Here is a 20282-nt window from a genome sequence, read left to right as displayed (position 1 = left end):
CCGGCCTCGATGATTTTACGCATGTAGCGGAAGAAGAACGTCAGCATCAGCGTACGAATATGTGCGCCGTCAACGTCGGCATCGGTCATAATAATGACCTTGTGGTACCGTGCCTTCCCCAGATCGAAATCGTCGCCGATACCGGTGCCCAGCGCCGTAATAATCGCACGAATCTCAGCATTGCCTAAGATACGATCGAGTCTGGCCCGCTCTACGTTCAAAATTTTACCCCGCAGCGGCAAGATAGCTTGGAAGTGACGATCCCGGCCTTGCTTAGCCGAACCGCCGGCGGAGTCACCTTCGACGATATACAGTTCGCTGATCGCCGCATCCTTGGAGGAGCAATCAGCTAGCTTGCCTGGCAAGGAGCTGACTTCAAGCGCGCTCTTGCGTCTTGTCAGTTCGCGAGCCTTCCGCGCCGCTTCACGAGCACGGGCTGCCTGCAGACCTTTCTCGACGATTTTCCGCGATACGGAAGGATTCTCATCAAGAAACTCTTGCAGCTTCTCTGCCAGCAATGATTCGACAATGCCACGAACCTCGCTGTTACCGAGCTTCGTCTTCGTCTGCCCTTCGAACTGCGGCTCGGGAATTTTGACCGATATAATCGCCGTCAAACCCTCGCGCACATCATCGCCGGAGAAGTTGTTGTCATTGTCTTTGATCAGATTCGTCTTGCGCGCATATTCGTTAATAACGCGCGTCAAGGCGCTCTTAAAGCCGGATTCATGCGTGCCGCCTTCATGAGTATTAATATTATTCGCAAAAGAATGGAGGTTCTCGCTATAGCCATCGTTGTACTGGAGCGCAACCTCCACTTGAATGTGATCCTTCGAGCCTTCCACAAAGATCGGATCCTCGTGCATAGCTTCCTTGTTGCGGTTCAAATATTCAACGAACTCGATGATACCGCCATCGTATTTGAACGTATTGCTGACACCAGTACGCTCATCCGTTAAGACAAGCTCGATGCCTTTATTCAAAAACGCAAGCTCGCGGACACGAGTCTGCAGCGTTTCATATTCGTAAATTGTCGTATCTGTAAAAATCTCAGGGTCCGGCTTAAAGCGCGTTGTCGTTCCGGTATCCGTCGCATCGCCGATCACTTTCACATCGTATTGCGGTGCGCCGCGGCGGTATTCCTGCTGATACATATGACCGTCGCGCTTGATCGTAACGGTGACGTGCTCGGACAAGGCATTCACAACGGATACGCCGACGCCGTGCAAGCCGCCGGATACTTTATAGCCTTCGCCGCCGAATTTGCCGCCTGCATGCAATACGGTCATGACGACTTCCAGCGTCGATTTTTTCAGCTTGGCGTTCTCGCCGACAGGAATACCGCGCCCGTTATCAATAACGGTAATGCTGTTGTCCTCATGTATGAAAATTTGAATTTTGTTGCAGTAACCGGCCAGTGCTTCATCGATACTGTTATCGACGACCTCCCAGACCAGATGGTGAAGACCTTTGCCGCTTGTGGAGCCAATGTACATCCCTGGACGTTTCCGTACTGCCTCTAAACCTTCCAGTACCTGTATCTGACTCTCATCGTACGAATTTTGCTGCTGATTTACTGACATTCGTGCTCTACTCTCCTCTCAACTGCTCTTCCTGTTCGCCAAGCCTACACGTCAATACCGGCTTGAAAAGCGGCAATCCCGTTCGGCATTAATCGTTAAGCGTCAGCCATTCGCCGCAAAATGATGGGCTCGTTTCTTCAATGTCGAGGATGATATCGGCGAATAATAGATTTTATTCTTCGTAACGACGATTGATTTCGGCTCTTCCTCGCCAATCGTCTCTACGTCTTTTCGTTTACGGGCTCCAGCAACGAATTGCTTGGATAGCTTGGAGGATTGCTCTATAGATATATCGAAAATAGCTACCAGCTCGGCAGCCCTGATAATTTTCTCGCCGCCCAAATGGATGTACATATCCTCCGCCTCCCCCATGTATGCGCCTAAGTGCGCGTGGCGTGACCTGCCCGCACATCATAGATGCCGGCATCCTTCAGCTTGCTAATATTGACGCTCTCCAGTCCCGTCGTGGTGATGAACGTCTGCACTTTGCTTTGAAACGTCTCAATCAACTGCGTCTGGCGGTGCTGGTCCAGCTCGGACAGCACATCATCCAGAAGAAGCAGCGGATATTCCCCGATTTCCTCGCAAATCAGCTCGATCTCAGCCAATTTCAACGAAAGGGCGGTTGTACGCTGCTGTCCTTGCGAACCGTATACGGCCGCTTCTTTGCCGTTGATGAAGAAGGCCAGGTCGTCCCGATGCGGTCCGACAAGGGACATGCCTCTCCGAATCTCCTGATCTTTCACTTGTGATAACTTTAACATAAATTGTTCAAATAAAACAGTTTCATCTTCCGATCCGCCGCCGTCAAAGGACGGGCGGTACTCAATAGTGAGGCGCTCGCCGCCCGCCGTAATGCCCGAATGAATCTGCTCGGCCCAACGTTGCAATTTATGAATAAAGTGTTTCCTTTTTTTCATAATTTTAACACTATGTTCCGCAAGCTGCGCGTTCCACACCTCCAGCATCGTCTGCTGATGTCCGCCCGGGGATGCCGTTTTCAAGAAATTGTTGCGCTGCACGAGCACTTTATTGAATTGCTGCAGCGTATGCAAATAGCCGGGCTGCACTTGGCCGATTTCCATATCGAGAAACCGTCTCCGTACCCCCGGCGTTCCTTTTACAATTTCCAGATCTTCCGGCGCGAACATGACGACATTCAACGAGCCGATAAAGTCGCTGAGCTTCCGCTGCTCCAGACCGTTAATCTTCGCTTTCTTGCCTTGCGTGGAATACATCAAGTCCAGCTTGACGGTTCCATATCGTTTCTCGACCTCACCCTGGATGCGGGCTGAATCGGCTTCCCAGCCGATCAGCTCCTTATCCTTGGAGGTCCGATGTGATTTGGTTAATGCAAGGGCGAAGATCGCCTCTAGCAAATTTGTTTTCCCCTGTGCGTTTGGCCCGACGAACAAATTGACCTGGTTGTCCGTTCGAAGCTCCAATTGTCCATAATTGCGGTAATTTTGAAGCTGAATGCTGTTTAGAAACAATTTCGCTCGTCCTCCCGGTTCACTGCCCGCTTACGCTCCAATAACCGTAAAGACGCCACAGCCTTCGACTTCCACACGGTCGCCTACATACAGCTTTCTGCCGCGCCGATTGTCGGCCTCACCGTTAATATGAACTTCATTCTCCTGCAAAAAAAACTTCGCATGTCCGCCTGTTGCTATGCAATCCGCCAGCTTCAAAAACTGGCCGAGCGTAATATATTCGGTCCGAATGGCGACTTCCTTCATGGCCTGCCACCTTCCTTTCTGTCTCTCTCCGTAGCCTTACTTGTACAGCGATTAGCCTGTTGTACGGTAAGGAAGAATAACGTACGTATTGTAAGCATGATCCGTCGGCTTGATCACGATAGGACTCATTGCACCGTTGAAGCCAAGTGAAATATTTTCGCTGTCGATGACTTTAAGCACGTCCAGCATATATTTGGAGTTGAACGCGATGCGCAGCGGATCTCCAGTAAATTGCGATGCTTCGAGCTGCTCTGTTACACGGCCAAGCTCTGTCGAGCTCGACGAAATTTCGATCGTGCCGTCTTCAAGCGTCGTAAGACGAACGATATTCGTCTTCTCTTCCCGTGACATCAAATACGCACGGTCGATTGCATCGGTTACTTTTTTCGTATCCAGGACGAGTTCTGTTTTGAACTGCTGCGGAATAATCTTAGAAGTATCCGGATAAGTTCCATCCAGCATACGGGTGTAGAACAATACGTTGCCGATTTTGAACAGCACCTGATTATCGGCCACGACGATATCAACAAGTGTGTTTTGCTCTGGAATGAGCTTAGACAATTCATTCAGCGTTTTTGCTGCAATAACGACATTGTGGAAACGGTAGTCCATTGCCGTCTCCGCGTGAGCGGTTCGGCTGGCCAAACGGTGGCGGTCGGTCGCTACGAATTTGAGCTGCTGCTCATGCAGTCCCCAAAGCACGCCTGTCAGGATCGGCGTCTGCTCATTGGTAGAAGCAGCCAGAACGGTCTGGCGGATCATCGATTTCAACAAATCGCCAGGCATTTGGAATAATTCATTTTCTTCGATGGAAGGCAGAACTGGAAATTCCTCAGGATCGAGGCCAACCATTTGAATATCAGTTGATCCGGAACGTATCGACGTTTGGAATTGGGCGCCAACCTCAATCTCCACATTGTCGGAAGGAAGCTTCTTAACGATTTCCACAAAGAACTTAGCAGGAAGAACGACGTTTCCGGGCTTATCCACATGTGCATTAACGACGTTATCGCGTTCTACCGGAATGAAGCTTTGGATCGAAATGTCGGTATCGCTCGCTGTCAGTGTAACGCCTTGATGGGTAACTTCGATTTTGATACCGCCGAGAATCGGAATCGTTGGTCTGGAGGACGCTGCTTTCGATACTTGTTGAATTGCTTCGTTTAGTTCATGTTTGGAAATCGTTAATTTCATGTTTTCACTCCTAAATCGGGGGATAGGTTGGGCGGATCGCCGTAGGCTTCTTCTAAAAGCAACACTACGCTGCGCGTTTCGGTCCATGTGCCATTCTTGATTCCATTCTGTTTATTCTTACGAAACTTATGGAAAGAATCTTCAAAAAGTCACCTGAACTCGAAACGCTGCACTTTGTTTTTTGTAAAGGCGAAGCCTAAGGGCGTTTTCGCCCCTTATTGATGTTCTTTTTATTAAAAAAATTAGTAGTAGAAGTAGTAGGCGGCGTGAATATGTGGATAACCGCCTAGAACACGGATAAAGCAAGCCTATCCACATGTGCATATCGTGTGCATAGGCTTGCTTGGTTGTCCCTATAGGCGTGCATAACTTTTACGTATGATTTTTGATCTTCTCCGTAAGGTTCTGCAGTATTTTGTAAAGATCCTGGTCAATCTTCAATTGCTGGGTGATTTTCTCATGCGCATGTATAACCGTCGTATGATCACGGCCGCCGAATGCTTCGCCGATTTTCGGAAGCGAATAGTCAGTCAGCTCGCGGGAGAGATACATCGCAATTTGCCTTGGATAGGCAACGGCTTTTGTCCGCTTGCGCGCTTTGAAGTCCTCCATGCGCAGGCCGTAGAATTCCCCGACCTTTTGCTGGATGTCGTTCATCGTAATCATTTTCGGCCGGCTTGAAGGAATAATATCTTTAAGCGCTTCCGCAGCCAAATGCGACGAAATATCCTGGTTGATCAGCGACGAATAGGCGACGACGCGAATGAGCGCGCCCTCCAGTTCGCGGATGTTCGTATCAATCTGATTGGCGATGTAGACCATCGCTTCATTCGGAATGTCGAGGTTTTCCGCTTTCGCTTTTTTGCGTAAAATGGCGATCCGCGTCTCTAAGTCAGGCGCTTGGATATCGGTGATGAGTCCCCATTCAAAGCGGGAACGCAGCCGTTCTTCAAGCGTCGGGATTTCTTTCGGCGTCCGGTCGCTGGAGATGACGATTTGTTTCCGTTCCTCATGCAGGGCGTTGAACGTGTGGAAAAACTCTTCCTGCGTTCCGTCCTTTCCGGCGAGAAATTGAATATCGTCAATGAGCAGAACGTCGATGTTGCGGTATTTGTTGCGGAAGCTTTCCCCGCGGTTGTCGCGAATCGCGTTAATGAACTCGTTGGTGAATTTCTCGGAAGAAATATACATGATTTTGGTGCTCGGATTATGATCCATAATATAGTGTCCGATAGCATGCATCAGATGCGTTTTGCCGAGTCCAACACCGCCGTATAAAAAGAGCGGATTGTAGGCTTTTGCCGGCGCTTCGGCGACGGCAAGCGACGCAGCGTGCGCAAAACGGTTGTTCGCGCCGATAACGAATGTGTCGAACGTATATTTGGGATTGAGCATATGGGAATGGGTTTCTTCCTGTATGACAGGCGATTCAACGATTTTCGGAAAAATAGGGGCAACGGCCTCTGGGCTTCTCGCTTCTTCTATAGAGAAACGAACATCGACCTGCCGGCCTAAAAATTCGAAAAGCGTCGTGCGGATTAATTTTGTGTAACGGCCTTCCAGCCATTCCGCGGCAAAGGTTGTCGGTGCCGTAACTTCCAGCAGAGAGTCATCAACAAAAGAAGCTTTAGTCGCTTTGAACCAAGTATCAAAACTCGGCTTGCTAAGCTTCGTCTGGATGATTGACAACACTTGTTGCCATAAATCATAGGTATGGCTGTCCACAGACGTCACTCCTTATCAAAAATCGCCCAGCGGGCGCAGTTAAGCCAAAACATGTCGAAATAACCTTTATTAGAACGAATACATCCACAATATGCAGGATCATGAATGGAAGAGTTATAAATAGGGGATTGTTTTGTTCACAATCTTATCCACAGGTTGTTGATAAAAATGGGGATGGAATGATCATATCCACATCGAAAACATATTAATCATAGCAAAAGATGCCTTATATTTCAACGAATTGCCGGATTTTATCCACATATTCAATAGCTTGTGTATAGAAGTTATATACAACACTAGATATTGTTTATATCTTGTTACCATTTCGACAAGGTTCGCCTAAATACCTAAAAAATTATGCACATGTTATTAATTTGATAAGAATTCAGACCTATGCTCTTTTTTATCCACAATATTTGGCTGGGAAGCATCGGATTGACTTTTCATGCTTGACGTGGTTTAATAAAAAAATGCGTATTTTGTGCGAACGGTGATGTTTTCGGACTTGGACGAGGGCTGAATGCCGATCGTGATATACAGGAAATATGTTGTACGGGAGGTGCAGAATAATGAGACCTACATTTAGACCGAATGTTAGCAAACGCAGCAAAGTTCATGGCTTCCGCAAACGGATGGCTTCGAAAAACGGACGTAAAGTTTTGGCGGCGCGTCGTCAAAGAGGAAGAAAAGTTCTTAGCGCATAAGCAGAAGACCACGTCAGGTGGTCTTTTTTTTTGCCCTGATGGCGATACTGCAGAGGATTGGGGCAGAAAATCATCATTTCAGGGATAAATAATAGCGAGCAAATGGATATGCAAGTGAACCATGCAGGCAGGCGGAGGATTGGGAGTCGTGCAAAGAAAACTGCGTCTTAAAAACAGAGCGGACTTTAACCGGATCTATCGCTGGGGCAAGTCGTTTGCGAACGGTCAATTCGTCGTTTACTGGTCCAGGCAGCCGGTGGCAGAACCGTTTCGGCTTGGCGTATCAGCCAGCAAGAAAATCGGCAATGCCGTCGTGCGCAATCGGATGCGCCGCGTTATTAAGGAAATCGTACGGTTGAATGGCGATAAAATCGTCCCCCATATCGATTTCATTCTAATAGTAAGAAAACCAGCGGTGGACATGGAAACGAAGCAGCTGGAGAAGAGCATTTTGCATGTGCTGAAAAAGGCAGGTTTATTGCGTAAGGAAGAGCGGTTTCATTGAAGCCGGACAAGGAAAGAGCACTGTTTCTTTGTCCTATAAATTATGGTATAGTTTAAAAGATCAGAAAGTGTAGGCTTGGGCAAGTTGTGAGCCTGCAATTTTTTTGGTGAACGCATTGGCCTTCAGAGAGGAGATTTCATGTTGGTTCGGAAAGTTAACCGCAAATGGCTAATAGTTCTCGGCCTCGTGCTTATGGTTGTACTGCTCGCTGGATGCGGCGGTCAAATCAATCAGACGACAAGCACGGAAGATTTGCAGAACGGGAACTTCTGGCAAAAGAATGTTGTGTACTATTTTGCGCTGACCCTTGATACGTTCGCGGATTGGTTCCATGGCTCATACGGTCTGGCCATTCTGTTGATTACGATAATTGTAAGGACAGCCATCTTGCCACTAACGCTGAAGCAGTATCGCAGCTCCAAAGCGATGCAGGCTCTGCAGCCGCAAATGGCCGAAATCAAGAAAAAGTACAAGGATAATCCGCAGAAGCAGCAGGAAGAAACCATGAAGCTGTTCCAACAGCATAAGGTGAATCCGATGGCAGGCTGTTTGCCGCTTATCGTGCAGATGCCGGTGTTCATCGCGCTGTATAATGCAATTTATATGAACCAAGAGGTTCGCACGCATGAATTTTTGGGCTTGGAGCTCGGGGAGCCGGGACCGTGGTACATACTTCCGCTGATCGCGGCAGCAACGACCTTTATCCAATCCAAAATGATGCAGAAACAACAAACACAAACGATGCCGGGCATGGGCATGATGCTGGCGATTTTCCCAGTGCTGATTTTTGTAATGGCACTGAATTTCCCGTCGGCTTTGCCGTTGTACTGGATTTTCTCTAACCTCTACACAATTGTTCAAAACTACTTCCTGTACGTTCGTTCATCTGACAAGGGTAAGGAGGCCCTCGCGAAATGAAGAAAATCGTAGCATCAGGGAAAACGATTGAAGATGCGGTACGTAGCGGTTTGGCACAATGGAATGTAACCGAGGAACGTGTGAAGGTATCGGTCCTGGAGCATCCTGCAAAAGGGTTGTTCGGATTAGGACTGATTGGCGTGAAAGAAGCGAAAGTCGAACTGGAGCTTATACCTGATCCAACGAATGAAGCCGAGCAGTTTCTTCTTGAAGTGGCAAGTGCGATGGGACTATCGGTCACCGTTGAACGGAAACAAACGAGAGAAGGAACGCAGCTGTCCATTTCGGGCGGCGGCGATCTCGGCATGCTGATTGGGCGCCGCGGGCAAACGCTCGATGCGTTGCAGTACTTGGTTAATATTGTTGCAAATCGTTACTCCGATTCCCATCTGAGAATCGTACTTGATGCTGAAGATTTTCGCGAGCGGCGCCGCAAGACGCTGGAGGAATTATCGGAGAGGCTGGCTGGCAGAGTGATCCGCACGAGGAAAGAAGTTGTGCTGGAGCCGATGTCGCCGCATGAGCGGAAGGTTATCCATTCGCAATTGCAAAACCATCCGAGAGTGAAAACCTACAGCAAGGGCGATGAGCCGAACCGGCGCGTCGTCATTGCCTTGAAGGAAAAGAGCAGTATAGCTGAATGACATCGATTCGCAGCAATGGCTACTATGGTCATTGCTGCTTTTTCCATTTGAGAGGTGCTGAAACACGTGGTATATGATACGATAGCCGCAATTTCGACGGCAGTTGGAGAAGGCGGCATAGCCATAATACGGATTAGCGGACCGGATGCGATCGAAGCGACAGCGCGAATATTCCGTTCGCGGATCGATTTGCGTGAGGCGGAATCACATACGCTGCATTACGGGCATATTGTTGATCCGAAAACCGGGGAGCAGGTTGAGGAAGTTATTGTGACGCTGATGCGGGGCCCAAGATCGTTTACGGCAGAGGATGTCGTAGAGATCAATGCCCACGGCGGCGTCGTTGCGGTGAAGAAGGTGTTGGACGTCGTTCTGCTGCAGGACGGGCTGAGGCTCGCTGAGCCTGGAGAATTCACGAAGCGGGCGTTTCTGAACGGCAGAATCGACCTCATGCAGGCTGAGGCGGTTATCGATTTAATCCGTTCCAAATCGGACCGCGCTTTTTCAGTGGCCCGCAAGCAGGCTGAAGGAACATTGTCTAAAAGAATTAAGGCGCTACGGCAGACAGTCATTGAATTGCTGGCGCATATTGAAGTAAATATTGATTATCCCGAGCATGACGTTGAGGATTTGACGAGTGCTTATATTCGCGAGCAAAGCGACAAAACGCTGGATGAGATCGGCAAGCTGTTAAAAACGGCAAACGAAGGCAAAATATTAAGAGAAGGTATTATGACGGCGATTGTAGGTCGGCCGAATGTAGGCAAGTCGTCATTGCTTAATATGCTGGCACAAGAGAATAAGGCGATCGTAACCGATATTCCGGGGACGACGCGTGATGTTATAGAGGAATACGTGACGCTCGGTCCAATTCCATTGCGGCTGCTTGATACGGCAGGCATTCGTGAAACGAATGATATAGTGGAGAAGATTGGTGTTGAACGTTCCCACACGGCGTTAGAAGAAGCCGACCTCATTTTGTTCGTTCTGAATTATAATGAAGAAATGCATGAGGATGATCGGATACTGCTGGAGAAAATGGCGGATCGTCCGGTTATCGTCATTATTAATAAAATGGATTTGAGCGGCAAGCTGGATATGGATGAAGTTGAGCGGCTGTGCAAGCCGGAATCGATCGTCCGCATGTCCGTGCTGGAGGAAGAGGGACTCGATCTGCTGGAGAAGACGATCAGCACGATGTTTTTCGAAGGGCAGCTGAGTTCCGGCGATTTGACATATGTCAGCAATGTTCGGCATATTTCTTTGCTGAAGCGGGCGCAGCAGTCGCTGGTGGATGCAATTGATGCGACTCATTCCGGCATTCCGATTGATCTGATCCAGATCGATGTGCGATCCGCTTGGGAGTCATTGGGTGAAATTCTCGGCGATGAGGTTGGCGATTCCCTGATTGATCAAATCTTCTCGCAGTTTTGTTTGGGCAAGTAAGGTAGCTAGGAAGTGGAGGGATAGAGATGAATTACGAAGCGGGACAATATGATATTATCGTCGTGGGCGCGGGGCATGCCGGAAGTGAGGCGGCGCTGGCGGCTGCACGGATGGGCTGTGAAACACTGCTGCTCACGATTAACTTAGATATGGTCGCATTCATGCCATGTAATCCGTCAATAGGCGGACCTGCAAAAGGGCATGTCGTACGTGAGGTGGATGCGCTTGGCGGCGAAATGGGACGGAATATTGATAAGACGTTTATTCAAATGCGGATGTTGAATACAGGCAAAGGTCCAGCTGTGCACGCCCTGCGGGCGCAAGCGGACAAATTTGCCTATCAGCACGAAATGAAAAAGACAATCGAGGAAACCGACCATCTGACGCTTCGCCAGGGCATGGCGGAGGAGCTCATTGTAGAAGAAGGTAAAGTTGTTGGCATCGTAACGAGTACAGGCGCGATTTATCGTGCCAAAGCCGTAGTCATTACGACAGGCACTTATTTGCGCGGCAAGATTATTATGGGAGAACTGATGTACCAGAGCGGCCCGAACAATCAGCAGCCATCGCTTAAGCTGTCGGCAAGCTTGAAGGATCAAGGATTTGATCTGGTACGCTTTAAGACAGGAACGCCGCCGCGTGTGCATAAGGATTCGATTGATTTCTCCAAGACGGAGATTCAGCCTGGCGATGATAATCCGAAGTTTTTCTCGTATGAGACCGTTTCTTCCGACAATGAGCAGCTGCCTTGCTGGTTAACCTACACATCGGAGAAAACACATCAAATCATTAACGATAATTTGCATCGGGCGCCAATGTTCTCAGGGGCGATTGAGGGAACAGGTCCTCGCTATTGCCCATCAATAGAAGATAAAATCGTCCGTTTCGCTGATAAACCAAAGCATCAGATCTTCCTGGAGCCGGAAGGCAAGAATACGTCCGAATATTATGTGCAAGGCTTATCCACAAGCATGCCAGAAGATGTACAGCTAGGCATTTTACGTTCTATTCCAGGTTTGGAAAAAGTTGAGATGATGCGCAACGGCTATGCGATTGAGTATGATGCGGTGAAGCCAACACAGCTTTGGCCATCCCTGGAGACAAAGCTAGTTGACGGGTTATTCACAGCTGGACAAATCAACGGTACCTCTGGTTATGAGGAAGCAGCAGGCCAAGGCGTTATTGCTGGCATTAATTCTGCGCGCAAAGTACAGGGGAAAGAACCTGTTATTATTGAACGCTCGCAAGGCTATATCGGCGTGATGATTGATGACCTGGTGACGAAAGGAACCAATGATCCTTACCGCCTGCTGACTTCACGCGCTGAATACCGGTTGCTGCTTCGTCACGATAATGCAGACTTGCGTCTTACGCCAATCGGATATGAGATTGGTCTGATTACAGAAGAGCGTTATCAAGCGTTTCTGAATAAGAAGGAGCTTGTTTCTCAAGAGGTGGAGCGCCTCCGGACGACAAAAATTCGTCCTGATGCTGCAGAAGCGATGCTGGTTGCAGCAAACTCGGCCATTACGAATAATAGCATTGATGCGATGACTTTGCTTCGCCGTCCTGAAATTACGTATGCGATGCTGGAGAAGGTGTCACCTTCAGAGTTACCGTTGACGGATGAGATGATGGAGCAAGTTGAAATTCAAATCAAGTATGCCGGTTATATTGAAAAGCAATTGATTCAGGTAGAGCGTTTGAACAAAATGGAGAAGAAAAAGATTCCGGATGATATCGATTATTCCGATGTCCATGGTCTTGCTTCCGAAGCGAAGCAAAAGCTGGCATCCATTCGTCCGTTGTCGATTGGGCAGGCTACTCGTATTGCGGGAGTAACGCCAGCTGACATTTCCATCCTAATTGTCTACTTGGAGCATTATAATCGCGTTATCGCGGCGAGAGGATAACCATAACGAATGGAAGAGACGCATAAATGGTTTACTCAACTGATGGAGGAGAAGGGGATAACAGTATCACCTCGTCAGTTGGAGCAATTTGATACGTATCACCGGTTATTGGCCGAGTGGAATGAACGAATGAATTTGACGGGCATTACGGAGAGAGATGCTGTATATGAGAAGCATTTCTATGATTCGATCTCGCTTTCCTTTTTCGTCAATATTAATGAAGCGGGAAGCTTGGCAGACATCGGATCGGGTGCAGGATTTCCATCCATTCCGTTAAAGATCTGTTTTCCGCATTTGAAAGTGGTCATCGTAGACTCCTTAAATAAACGCATTCAGTTTTTGAGTCATCTCGTGGAACAGTTGGGTTTAACCGACGTGGAATGCGTTCACGGAAGAGCAGAGGATCTCGCGAGACTGCCAAAGCACCGTGACCAGTATGATATTGTTACAGCAAGAGCGGTTGCACGGTTGAATGTGCTGAATGAGTTTTGTCTGCCTTTCGTACGCAAACATGGAACGTTTGCTGCAATGAAAGGCTCGCAAAGCGGAGAAGAGGTTCGCGAGGCAGCAGCCAGCCTTCGTGAATTGAAAGGGAAGATTCGTGCAGAGCATGATTTCAAGCTTCCTTACGAGCAATCCGAACGTCATATCGTTCTGATTGAGAAGCGAGACTCGACGCCGAAGAAATATCCGCGTAAAGCGGGTACGCCAATTAAGCAGCCTATTATATAAGAAATAAAGATGCTGAGCGAAGAGAGCGATGTTTCACGTGAAACATCGTTCTCTTTATTTTTATTTTGCAATATTTTCTTTAGTTACAGAGTACAGACACCATTTTCGAATAGTTATTTGGTATGATTTCGGTGATAAAAGCGGTTGTTAAGGGATGTCAAGCAGGAAATGACAGGATGCAGGTCGAATTTTTAATGAGCAAGCATGAACGGTGTTGCCGTCTGCCGTAGGCGGAGTTGAGTTTACGTTGGAAATAGAAGCGAATGCATAATCGGGATTCGAAGAAGCTCCCAAACTCCGTCAGTTAGCTTTGTTTCTGTAAACAGTTCTATACATAGTTGCAGTAAGAGGGTATTAGCCTCAACAAGCCCTCTATTGATTGAATACTCTCATACGTATAAAATGGTATAAGAGCTCATTCCATTGTTGAGGCGGGCACAAACATCTTTGAAACGATAATCTCGCAAGGGATTCGTTTCGTGATCGGGTGATAGTAGATACGATGAAAGAACAACTTTCCCGTTTGTTTGGTCTGAATGACCAGCGCAATGGACAAGAAGAAGTTAGACAAATTCCAATTAACGAAATTGATACGAGTCCGTTTCAGCCAAGAACGATTTTTGATGACGACCGTATCGAGGAATTATGTCAAACGATTAAGACACATGGCGTGATTCAACCTATAGTCGTTCGTCTTCGCAATAACCGTTATGAGATTATTGCCGGCGAGCGTCGTTGGCGTGCGGTTACGAAGCTGGGTCACGAGACAATTCCGGCTATTATCCGGGAATTCAATGATTCACAGACCGCTTCCATTGCTTTGATTGAAAATTTGCAGCGTGAGAATCTGACGGCGATTGAGGAAGCAATTGCTTACCAGAAGCTGATAGAGCTTCATCAATTGACGCAAGAGAGTCTTGCACAGCGGCTCGGCAAGAGTCAATCGACAATTGCCAACAAACTGCGTTTGCTGGCGCTTAGTGATACGATAAAAGGCGCATTAATGGAAAGAAAGATTACGGAAAGACATGCGAGAGCATTGCTTTCTTTGGATACCGAAGAATTGCAGCATCAGGTGCTGGAGGAAATCATTGCTAAGGAATTAAACGTCAAACAGACCGAAGTACGCATTGCTTTTTTGAAGGAATCATCTAAAATGAAGAAAGCGAAACGTATTTCCTTTACAAAAGATGTGCGTTTGGCTGTAAATACGATTCGCCAATCGATTGAAATGGTCGTTGGGTCGGGATTGCCGATTAAGACGAATGAGAAGGACCATGGCGATCACTATGAAATCGTCATTCAAATTCCGAAGCGACAATAGACCGTTTCCTCTTATATTAGCGTTGAAAAACGCTCTAAAAAGCCGTCCTCAACTAGAGGGCGGCGAATCCATTTGTACAAGAATAGGTTGATAGAATGCCTGGCAGCATCAGTGACAGGCAGGTAGCGACAACGGGGATTCATACATCTATTAAAGTTTGCTAGAGGCAGAGGTGAAAACGCTTGACTAAGATCATTGCAATAGCCAATCAGAAGGGCGGCGTCGGTAAGACGACGACGACAGTCAATCTTGGTGCTTGCCTGGCTTCGCTCGGCAGAAGAGTGCTGCTTGTCGATATTGACCCGCAGGGCAATACAACGAGTGGAATTGGCATCAACAAAGCGGATGTCGAGAATTGCATTTATGATATTCTAATTAACGAAGTGCACCCTAGTGAAGCAATGCAGGAAACGGAAATTCCTGGATTGAAAATAATTCCAGCTACTATTCAGCTGGCTGGTGCTGAAATTGAGTTGGTTCAGCGAATTTCACGTGAGGTTCGTTTGAAGCAAATGCTCCATATGATTAAGGATCAGTTTGATTACATACTGATTGATTGCCCGCCGTCGTTAGGCCTGCTTACAATCAACTCTTTGACAGCGGCAGATTCGGTTATCATTCCAATTCAATGTGAATATTACGCATTGGAAGGATTGAGCCAACTGCTTAATACGGTGCGTCTCGTTCAAAAGCATCTGAATACATCTCTTCAAATTGAAGGGGTATTGTTAACGATGCTGGATGCCAGAACGAATCTGGGTATTCAAGTGATCGAAGAAGTGAAAAAATACTTTCAACAAAAAGTGTATCAGACCATTATTCCGCGCAATGTACGTTTGAGCGAAGCGCCTTCCCATGGGCAGGCGATTATCACCTATGACCCGCGTTCCAAAGGTGCGGAAGTGTATCTTGAACTCGCGAAGGAAGTGATCTCGTATGAGCAAGCGGCTAGGTAGAGGGCTTGATGCGCTCATTCCATCGCTGTCGGTAAATGAAGATGATAAGGTCATTGAGATTAATCTTAGTCAATTAAGGCCGAATCCATACCAACCGCGTAAAACGTTCGATGAAGATTCAATTCGAGAACTGGCTGAGTCTATCAAACAGCATGGCGTCATCCAGCCGATTATCGTCCGGACCGTACTTAAAGGCTTTGAAATTATTGCAGGGGAACGTCGATTCCGGGCTTCGCAGCTTTGCGGCAATACGACTGTTCCAGCAGTTGTTCGTTCCTTTACAGATCAACAGGTTATGGAGATTGCACTCATTGAAAACCTGCAGCGTGAGGATCTCAATGCAATAGAGGTAGCGATTGCTTACCAAGGGCTGATGGACAAGTTCAAGCTAACGCAAGAAGAGCTTTCGATGAAGGTCGGCAAGTCCAGATCGCATATCGCAAACTTCATTCGTCTGCTTGCACTGCCGAATGAAATAAAAGACAATGTTTCACGTGGAACAATTTCGATGGGACATGCTCGTGCACTCGCAGGTATTAAACAAACAGCTGTACAGAAAGAGCTGGCAGACATGATCATTACACATGGCTGGAGCGTGCGGCAGTTGGAAGAGGCTGTGCAAAAGCTGGAGGCGAAAGAATCAGCCGAGGAAGCACCGGCTAAAGCGAAGTCTAAAAATCGTGACCCGTATATTGAAAGCTTGGAAGAGTCGTTACGAGAGAGATTCAAGACAACGGTTAAAATTAAGCATCAAAAAGATAAAGGGAAAATCGAGCTGCAGTACTATAGCAAGCAGGATTTGGAGAGGCTGCTGGAGCTTCTGCAATCGATGGCCCAATAGAGGATAAATAGAGTAGCATACCCATGTTGTAATCTTTGATTCGAAAGATTAAACTAAGGTATGCTATTGTTGTGTCTGCATGAATATAAGCTGTGAGTTGAACAGTGAATATAGAAATATATAATACGAAAGAGTTCAAAATAAGATGATTCCAGTAAAGGAGGTTGAAAAAATGAGTGAGGAAACATTTATCTATATGGACCATGCGGCTACTTCTTGGCCGAAGCCGTTGGCAGTCGTTGAAGCGGTACAGCATGCTATGCTGCATGATGCAGCCAACCCAGGCCGTGGCAGCCATAGGATGGCGGTTCGGGCGAGTCGCGTACTGTTCGATACAAGGAAACGGTTGAGCAAGCTATTCCATATCAAAAATCCGAATGACATTGCCTTTATGCCGAATACGACAGCTGGTTTGAATCTTGCGATCAAAGGGCTCCTTAATCCAGGGGATCATGTGATTGCTACATCGGTTGAACATAATTCAGTCAGAAGACCGCTTGAGTATTTGAAACATGCAGGCGGTATAGACGTAACGTATGTAGATACGGATGAAGAAGGCAGCTTGAACATTGACCATGTTGCGGAAGCGATAACAGGCCGGACCAAATTGATTATCGTCAATCATAGTTCGAATCTGCTAGGGTCGATTATACCCGTTGATAGAATTGGAGAACTGGCTAAAGCGAAAGGGATCAAGCTTCTGGTGGATGCCGCCCAAAGTGCAGGTATTCTAGAGTTGGATGTGGAGTCTATGGGGATTGATCTGCTGGCCTTTCCTGGACATAAAGGTTTGCTTGGCCCACAGGGCACAGGAGGGCTGTATATCCATCCGGACGTCGATCTGGTACCGCAATTGCATGGAGGCACTGGGAGTCAATCTGAGGCGCCTGAGCAGCCTAACGTTCGGCCGGACAAGTATGAGGCGGGAACGCAAAATACACCTGGCTTAGCTGGGTTGAAAGCCGGCGTCGAATATGTGCTGAATGAGACGGTTCAGAAAATCCATACTAAGGAATGGTTGTTAACACAGCGGATGATGGAGGGTTTAATAGCTATCGATGGCATCAAGCTGCTGGGTCCAAAGCTTGGGCAGCAACGAACAGGCATTGTATCGTTTGTAGCAGAGGGGATCGATCCTTCCGAGATGTCCTATATTCTGGACCAGCACTACGGGATTGCTGTAAGGGCAGGATTCCACTGTACGCCATTGGCGCATGGACGGGCCGGTACTTTGGGGACAGGGGCTGTACGTGCCAGTGTAGGCTGTTTCACTGCCGAATCGGAGGCAGATGCGCTTGTGGATGCCGTGAAGGAGATTAGAAAGCAATATTAAGCATGTGATGCTTGAAAGAACATCTGGGGGCGGGACGGAATATGGATGAGTGGATGTACAACCCGATGAACGGGGTTACGGTCGTTTTGGCTATTATTGTGATTATTATCGGTATACGCATTATGGTAGTGGGGAGCCGATTGAAGAAGCTTAGAAAGCAGTATGTTGAAGTGATGGGCAATACAGGCGTGACTGATCTGGAAAGTGTCATCGTCGATTTAAAGCAGACGATCGCTGCACAAGCCGAGCATACACAGCACATCCAATCGCAGATGGAAATCATGCAGCGCGTGCAGATGCAAGGGAAGGGCCGCGTTGGCATTATCCGCTACAATGCGTTTGCCGATCAAGGCAGCGATCTCAGCTTTTCTATTGCGGTCGTAAACGGGGCAGACGACGGTATGGTGATCTCCGGCATTCATAGCCGTGAGAATACGTATGTGTACGCAAAACCGCTTGATAAAGGCGAGTCCAGTTACCCGCTCACTCCTGAAGAACGGAAAGCAATCGAGCAGGCGAAGTAACGGCGGAATTATTGAGGGAAACGTCTGCTGGCATTTTCAAGCGAAGCTGCGTGCTCCCGCGTTCTTGCATGGATAGGAGCGCTGTTCACGACGGCAGAGAATAAGCTGCAGGTAATAATGTCGGCCATCTTCATGACGAGGTGCAGACGGGTGTTTTGCAGGACAAAGTATTCCATGAAACCGCCGACGTTGACGATGCCGGTGATGTGAATATCGCCAACAGGGGGAAGCTCCTTATTAACGCCTGCACCAGGCCGGACAGGGCCCATGCCGACTTGAATCGAGCCGATGCTCGATACTTGTCCAAGGCAAGCGTCAATGCCGATAACGAATGGCTTGTGAAAATTGCGGTTGATATGCAGGAGGGTGTCTTCTAGATTCATGGCATGAACAGGCTCTTCGAGCGTGCCGTAAATGGAGAAATGGGGACTTTGATATTTGGCGAGCGATGTGCCAATAATAGGTCCAAGCGAATCGCCGGTGGAGCGGTCGGTCCCAATGCATACGATGACGATGGGCCGGTCGGCAGACATCTCATCGAGGATGGCGGATAGCCGGTTCACCAATATGCCAACTACATTCAATTCGGTGTAGGGTACTTTGAGCGGTATATCCTTCGTAAAAGATAGTTTCATAGAATCCCCTCCGTAAATGCCAATCTTTCGCACTGCACATCACATGCTGCGAAATATAATACTAGTATATGGATAAGAGAGCCATTTTATACGTCACAAACAGCGTAACTTCGTTTTGCGAACTGAGGGAGAGAGAAAATTATGCTGATTGCCTTCGATTCCACGCAGCAAGCACTTCGTGCGGAGATGCTGCTCGAATATGCAGAAGTAGATATTGATATTCGTCCAACGCCGAAAGAAATAACAGCAGGTTGTGCATTGTCGATTGAATTTCCGGAGGATGCTTTACATACAGTTAAGGAAGTCATCGTACAGGAAAATGTGGAAGTGCGCGGAGTGTTCAGGCTGCTTGAGGCAGGCGGCGGTTACGAGCAAGTAGAATTGTAGGCCTGAATTTGCAGGAACGATACGAATGCTCTAATGTCTATGACAATGAAGCCCGTGCAGCGGTTTAAAATAGGGTAGGTGGTAAGTGTGACGGGAGATGGACTTGCACTGTATGAAAGTGTAACGGCATGGTTGTCCATCGATGGCATATGGGGGCAAATCGGGGAGTCTGTGCTGCGAATTGCTGCTATACTCATCGCAGGGCCGATCGTGATCTGGATTGCCAATAAAATGATTGATCGCGTCATCTTAAACCAAGCTGCCAAAAGGATGCCGAATCAGAGCCGGAGAATGACGACGGTAGGCAAGCTGATCAAAAATGTATTTTCCTACGTAGGTTACTTCATCACATTGATGATTATTTTATCGGAATTCGGCATAGAGCTTGCTCCGCTGCTTGCCGGAGCAGGCGTCATTGGCTTGGCAATTGGTTTTGGCGCGCAAAGTCTGGTTAAAGATATTATTGCAGGGTTCTTTATTATTCTGGAGGATCAATTCGCCGTAGATGACATTATTCAGACGGGGCAGTTCAAAGGCAAGGTTGAAGTCGTAGGGCTGCGGACGACGCGAATATTGAGCTGGACGGGCGAAGTGCACATTATCCCTAATGGAATGATCAATGAGGTAACGAATTTCTCGGTCAACAATTCCGTCGCTGTAGTAGACGTAGCAATCGGCTACGATGAGGATGTTGAACGGGCGACTGCCATTATCCGGGAGGCGGTAGGCAGGCTGGAGGACCCGAATCTTGTGAAAGAGCCTGAAGTGCTAGGTGTACAGCAAATAGGAGCCTCTAACGTGCTGCTTCGAGTGACAGCTGAGTGTTTGCCTCACACACACTTTGCTGTGGCAAGATCGATGAACTTATTGATTAAGAAAACAATGGACGAGCATGGGATTGATATTCCTTATCCAAGAATGGTCACTTATCATCGAGCAGAGGGAGGCACTAAAAGTGGAGCGTAAACATTTCGAGCTTGGAGATATCGTTCAGATGAAAAAGCAGCATCCTTGCGGTTCCAACGAGATGGAGATCATCCGGATGGGGATGGATATTCGCATTAAATGCGTTGGCTGCAAGCATAGTGTGCTGATCCCGCGTGCGAAGTTCGAGAAAAACATGAAAAAAGTGCTGCGGTCGGCAAGTTCGGCTGAGGATGGCGATCTGCAGCAGTAATA

General features: G+C 47.8%; 22 protein-coding genes. 15 read left to right on the top strand and 7 right to left on the bottom strand.

Going from position 1 to position 20282, the window contains the following annotated elements; translation table 11 throughout:
- The 6 genes from TY10_RS25050 to dnaA all read right to left on the bottom strand — a co-directional run.
- Positions 1-1583: DNA topoisomerase subunit B (locus TY10_RS25050; RefSeq protein ID WP_042169876.1), on the bottom strand; the 1583-nt coding region annotated here is incomplete at its 3' end.
- A 102-nt stretch (positions 1584-1685) separates the two neighbouring features.
- Positions 1686-1937, bottom strand: a complete 252-nt coding sequence (remB, locus tag TY10_RS25045) for an extracellular matrix regulator RemB (RefSeq protein ID WP_042169874.1) — start codon at positions 1935-1937, stop codon at positions 1686-1688.
- Between the two features lie 26 nt (positions 1938-1963).
- Entirely contained in the window at positions 1964-3076 is a 1113-nt protein-coding gene (recF, locus tag TY10_RS25040; protein WP_042169870.1) for a DNA replication/repair protein RecF, read from the bottom strand.
- Between the two features lie 30 nt (positions 3077-3106).
- Positions 3107-3322: a S4 domain-containing protein YaaA gene (yaaA, locus tag TY10_RS25035; RefSeq protein WP_042169866.1), complete on the bottom strand. Its 216-nt coding sequence runs from the start codon at positions 3320-3322 to the stop codon at positions 3107-3109.
- 51 nt (positions 3323-3373) lie between these two features.
- The gene (gene dnaN, locus TY10_RS25030; protein WP_042169863.1) at positions 3374-4516 is read right to left on the bottom strand and encodes a DNA polymerase III subunit beta; all 1143 of its coding nucleotides are present in this window, start codon (positions 4514-4516) and stop codon (positions 3374-3376) included.
- Positions 4517-4888: 372 nt separating this feature from the next.
- Entirely contained in the window at positions 4889-6241 is a 1353-nt protein-coding gene (gene dnaA / locus TY10_RS25025; protein WP_042169861.1) for a chromosomal replication initiator protein DnaA, read from the bottom strand.
- A 569-nt stretch (positions 6242-6810) separates the two neighbouring features.
- On the opposite strand from dnaA, the gene rpmH reads away from it, so the two are divergent.
- The 12 genes from rpmH (at position 6811) to TY10_RS24965 (ending at position 18081) form a co-directional block, all read left to right on the top strand.
- A complete protein-coding gene (rpmH, locus tag TY10_RS30085) occupies positions 6811-6945 on the top strand; it encodes a 50S ribosomal protein L34 (RefSeq protein ID WP_081735485.1) in 135 nt (44 codons plus the stop codon).
- Between the two features lie 148 nt (positions 6946-7093).
- Complete coding sequence (gene rnpA, locus TY10_RS25015; protein WP_042169855.1) at positions 7094-7450, top strand: ribonuclease P protein component; 357 nt, start codon at positions 7094-7096, stop codon at positions 7448-7450.
- 138 nt (positions 7451-7588) lie between these two features.
- On the top strand, positions 7589-8368 hold the full coding sequence (locus TY10_RS25010; RefSeq protein WP_042169852.1) for a YidC/Oxa1 family membrane protein insertase: 780 nt from the start codon (positions 7589-7591) through the stop codon (positions 8366-8368).
- The gene (jag, locus tag TY10_RS25005) at positions 8365-9012 is read left to right on the top strand and encodes an RNA-binding cell elongation regulator Jag/EloR (protein ID WP_042169850.1); all 648 of its coding nucleotides are present in this window, start codon (positions 8365-8367) and stop codon (positions 9010-9012) included. The genes TY10_RS25010 and jag overlap by 4 nt, the downstream gene beginning before the upstream one ends.
- A gap of 66 nt (positions 9013-9078) precedes the next feature.
- Positions 9079-10458 carry a tRNA uridine-5-carboxymethylaminomethyl(34) synthesis GTPase MnmE gene (gene mnmE, locus TY10_RS25000; protein ID WP_042169847.1) on the top strand — a complete coding sequence of 460 codons (1380 nt, stop codon included), beginning with the start codon at positions 9079-9081 and terminating at the stop codon, positions 10456-10458.
- A 26-nt stretch (positions 10459-10484) separates the two neighbouring features.
- Positions 10485-12371: a tRNA uridine-5-carboxymethylaminomethyl(34) synthesis enzyme MnmG gene (gene mnmG, locus TY10_RS24995; RefSeq protein ID WP_042169844.1), complete on the top strand. Its 1887-nt coding sequence runs from the start codon at positions 10485-10487 to the stop codon at positions 12369-12371.
- Positions 12372-12413: 42 nt separating this feature from the next.
- Positions 12414-13103 carry a 16S rRNA (guanine(527)-N(7))-methyltransferase RsmG gene (gene rsmG / locus TY10_RS24990; protein WP_238328005.1) on the top strand — a complete coding sequence of 230 codons (690 nt, stop codon included), beginning with the start codon at positions 12414-12416 and terminating at the stop codon, positions 13101-13103.
- 502 nt (positions 13104-13605) lie between these two features.
- The gene (gene noc / locus TY10_RS24985) at positions 13606-14427 is read left to right on the top strand and encodes a nucleoid occlusion protein (RefSeq protein WP_042169839.1); all 822 of its coding nucleotides are present in this window, start codon (positions 13606-13608) and stop codon (positions 14425-14427) included.
- A gap of 182 nt (positions 14428-14609) precedes the next feature.
- Entirely contained in the window at positions 14610-15383 is a 774-nt protein-coding gene (locus TY10_RS24980; protein WP_042169837.1) for a ParA family protein, read from the top strand.
- Complete coding sequence (locus TY10_RS24975) at positions 15364-16224, top strand: ParB/RepB/Spo0J family partition protein (protein ID WP_042169834.1); 861 nt, start codon at positions 15364-15366, stop codon at positions 16222-16224. The genes TY10_RS24980 and TY10_RS24975 overlap by 20 nt, the downstream gene beginning before the upstream one ends.
- A 172-nt stretch (positions 16225-16396) precedes the next feature.
- Entirely contained in the window at positions 16397-17557 is a 1161-nt protein-coding gene (locus TY10_RS24970) for an aminotransferase class V-fold PLP-dependent enzyme (RefSeq protein ID WP_042169832.1), read from the top strand.
- Between the two features lie 41 nt (positions 17558-17598).
- A complete protein-coding gene (locus TY10_RS24965; RefSeq protein WP_042169828.1) occupies positions 17599-18081 on the top strand; it encodes a DUF4446 family protein in 483 nt (160 codons plus the stop codon).
- Between the two features lie 8 nt (positions 18082-18089).
- On the opposite strand, the gene yyaC is transcribed toward TY10_RS24965, so the two are convergent.
- Positions 18090-18716 (bottom strand): spore protease YyaC, encoded by a 627-nt coding sequence (gene yyaC / locus TY10_RS24960; RefSeq protein ID WP_042169826.1) that lies wholly within the window; start codon positions 18714-18716, stop codon positions 18090-18092.
- Between the two features lie 141 nt (positions 18717-18857).
- Between yyaC and TY10_RS24955 the strand changes: the two genes are divergently transcribed.
- From TY10_RS24955 to TY10_RS24945, 3 genes are all read left to right on the top strand, one after another.
- Positions 18858-19103 (top strand): putative Se/S carrier protein, encoded by a 246-nt coding sequence (locus TY10_RS24955; protein ID WP_042169823.1) that lies wholly within the window; start codon positions 18858-18860, stop codon positions 19101-19103.
- An 87-nt stretch (positions 19104-19190) separates the two neighbouring features.
- Positions 19191-20069: a mechanosensitive ion channel family protein gene (locus TY10_RS24950; protein WP_052350761.1), complete on the top strand. Its 879-nt coding sequence runs from the start codon at positions 19191-19193 to the stop codon at positions 20067-20069.
- Entirely contained in the window at positions 20059-20280 is a 222-nt protein-coding gene (locus tag TY10_RS24945; RefSeq protein WP_042169817.1) for a DUF951 domain-containing protein, read from the top strand. The genes TY10_RS24950 and TY10_RS24945 overlap by 11 nt, the downstream gene beginning before the upstream one ends.
- Positions 20281-20282 lie beyond the last annotated feature (2 nt).

The sequence above is a fragment of the Paenibacillus gorillae genome (assembly GCF_000513275.1).
Lineage (GTDB): Bacteria > Bacillota > Bacilli > Paenibacillales > Paenibacillaceae > Pristimantibacillus > Pristimantibacillus gorillae.
This window is presented reverse-complemented; position numbering and strand designations above follow the sequence as displayed.